2 protein-coding genes are annotated in these 2,127 nt (G+C 59.3%); one reads left to right on the top strand and one right to left on the bottom strand.

What is annotated here, in order from left to right:
• A partial coding sequence (locus VMR39_RS20320) for a Gfo/Idh/MocA family protein (protein WP_325418459.1) occupies positions 1 to 707 on the top strand: 707 nt, incomplete at its 5' end.
• A 49-nt stretch (positions 708 to 756) separates the two neighbouring features.
• On the opposite strand, the gene VMR39_RS20315 is transcribed toward VMR39_RS20320, so the two are convergent.
• Positions 757 to 1,869, bottom strand: a complete 1,113-nt coding sequence (locus tag VMR39_RS20315) for a glycoside hydrolase family 43 protein (RefSeq protein WP_325418457.1) — start codon at positions 1,867 to 1,869, stop codon at positions 757 to 759.
• Between the last annotated feature and the right edge of the window lie 258 nt (positions 1,870 to 2,127).

Raw genomic sequence — 2,127 nt, 5'->3', positions numbered from 1 at the left:
CGCGTGGCGACTTGGGCCGAATCCGCCTCGTACAGGTCGAATATTCGCAGGGTTGGCTCAGCCAGGCAATCGACCGCGACGGCAACAAGCAGGCCGAATGGCGCACCGATCCCGCGCGCGCAGGACTGGGCGGATGCCTGGGCGATATCGGCACGCACGCTTTCCACCTGGCGGAACATGTATCGGGGTTGCGTATCGAGGAACTCTGCGCAGACCTTTCCATCCATGTCGAAGGCCGCCGACTGGACGATGACGTCAGCCTGTTGCTGCGCCTCACCGGCGGCGCGCGCGGGGTGCTGAAGGCGACACAGGTCGCGGCCGGCGATGAAAACGGCCTGAAACTGCGCATCCATGGCGAACATGGCGGGCTGGAATGGTCGCAGATGGAGCCGAATACGCTCACGCTGCGCTGGCTGGATCGCCCGGCCGAGATGGTTCGCGCCTCCGGTCCCGGCCTTGCGCCATCCACCCTCCCCCGGCTGCGCACACCGAGCGGCCATCCGGAAGGATATATCGAGGCTTTCGCCAATCTCTATCGCGCCTTCGCGGCGCGAGTACATTCTGGAGAGGTGGCAACGGAAACGGCGAAGGGCGGCGCGGACTGGTGTCCGTCGATCGCGGACGGACTGCGCACCATGGCATTCGTGGAAACCGCCATCGCCAATGCGGCAGGCGACAGCAAATGGACGCCGCTGGTAGCGGATTGAACCGGAAACGGGAGCGCGGCTGAAACGGATCGCGCTCCCGTCCATCTGATTACTGGCCCTTCGCAGGCAGCAACGGGTTGATCGTCCGGATCGTCCCGTCGGGACTATAGTGAAGTTCCGTCACCTTCACATTGCGCAGACGCGTCTGCCCCGACAATTGCGTGTCGGCATAGAACAGCCACCACTTTCCATTCCATTCGACAATCGAATGATGAGTCGTCCACCCTTCGACCGGTTCCAGGATGCGCCCCTTGTAGGTGAATGGACCATAGGGGGAATCACCGATCGCATAGGCCAGATAATGGGTGTCGCCGGTCGAATAGCTGAAATAATATTTGCCCTTATACTTATGCATCCATGATGCTTCGAAGAAGCGGCGATCATGGTCGCCACCTAGCAACGGCCTGCCCTTCTCATCGAGGATCTGCACTGCCCTTGGCGTTTCAGAAAATTCCAGCATGTCGCCGGTCAACTTTGCGACGCGGGGCACGAGTGCGGGCTTGTCATCCTGTTGCAGGTCGGTCTTCGACCCGTTGGGATCATATTTGCCGTCGATATTGCGCTGAAGCTGGCCGCCCCAGATGCCGCCGAAATAGACATAGCTCTGCCCATCATCGTCGGTGAAGACGGCCGGATCGATCGAGTAACTGCCCTTGATCGGCTGCGGCTGCGCCTTGAACGGACCCATCGGATCCTTGGATGTGGCTACGCCGATGCGGAAGGCGCCCTCCTTATCCTTGGCCGGGAAGTAGAGATAATAAGTGCCATTCTTGTAGGCGGCATCGGGCGCCCACATCTGTTTGTCCGCCCAGGGCACATCCTTGACGTCCAGCGCCACCGGGCCAACCGTCACCGGCCCACCGATCTTGTCCATCGACAGGACATGATAGTCGCGCATCTCGAAATGACTGCCCAGATCATCCTCGGGCGTCGGACCATCTATATCATGGCTAGGATAGACGTAAATCTTCCCATTCCATACATGAGCTGAAGGATCAGCGGTGTACATATCTCGGACCAGTGGTTGCGAAAGATATTGAGACGCGTCGCGTTTTGTCTCCATCTTCGCTTCTTCGGCTTTATGCGCAGCCTGCTGACAGGCGGCAAGTGCCAACCCCAGAGCCAATGGCATAGCTCGCAGGATCGTCCGTCGCGTTTTCATCTACTATCCTCTCCGTACGCTATCGGTCGATGATAGCGTTATCATGACAATCCCGCAATCATTCTGTGGTCGCTGCCAACATCGATAATTTTCAACGGTTCAACCTCTGCATTACCATCGCGCGCAAGCGGCGAGCATCGTCAGGGGTAAGCGGGGCGAGCGGTCCTTGGGCATGGTGGGGCAAATGATCGCGAGCCTGGTCCGGCGGACCGAACAGATAATAATCGAACAATGTCCGCCAAGCCATTCGCTCCGCTT

The sequence above is a fragment of the Sphingobium sp. genome (assembly GCF_035511395.1).
In the GTDB taxonomy this organism is placed as follows: Bacteria; Pseudomonadota; Alphaproteobacteria; order Sphingomonadales; family Sphingomonadaceae; genus Sphingobium.
The sequence above is the reverse complement of the archived record's forward strand: the minus strand, read 5'-3'. Positions and strand labels throughout refer to the sequence as shown.

Bases quoted from the DNA above. Each gene is read 5' to 3' on its own strand.
- VMR39_RS20315 (WP_325418457.1), bottom strand. From the start codon at position 1,869: ATGAAAACGCGACGGACGATCCTGCGAGCTATGCCATTGGCTCTGGGG.